The following is a 290-nucleotide window of genomic DNA, read 5'->3' as shown; positions in this document are numbered from 1 at the left end:
CACCAACTAGCTAATGCGCCGCGGGTCCATCTGTAAGTGATAGATTGCTCCATCTTTCCCGATTCAGTCATGCGACCGTATCGCGTATTCGGTATTAGCATTCGTTTCCGAATGTTATCCCAATCTTACAGGCAGGTTACCCACGTGTTACTCACCCGTCCGCCGCTAAGTATCTGAGATGCAAGCATCTCATCTACTCCGCTCGACTTGCATGTATTAGGCACGCCGCCAGCGTTCGTCCTGAGCCAGGATCAAACTCTCCAAATTGGTGTTTGAAATGCTCATTACTT

Annotated in this window: 1 rRNA gene; it reads right to left on the bottom strand. The window is 49.3% G+C overall.

The features are described from left to right. Positions 1-267 (bottom strand): 16S ribosomal RNA (locus tag FGT79_RS30770); the annotation flags it as partial. Positions 268-290 lie beyond the last annotated feature (23 nt).

The sequence above is a fragment of the Paenibacillus sinopodophylli genome, assembly GCF_005930355.1.
GTDB lineage: Bacteria > Bacillota > Bacilli > Paenibacillales > Paenibacillaceae > Pristimantibacillus > Pristimantibacillus sinopodophylli.
This window is presented reverse-complemented; position numbering and strand designations above follow the sequence as displayed.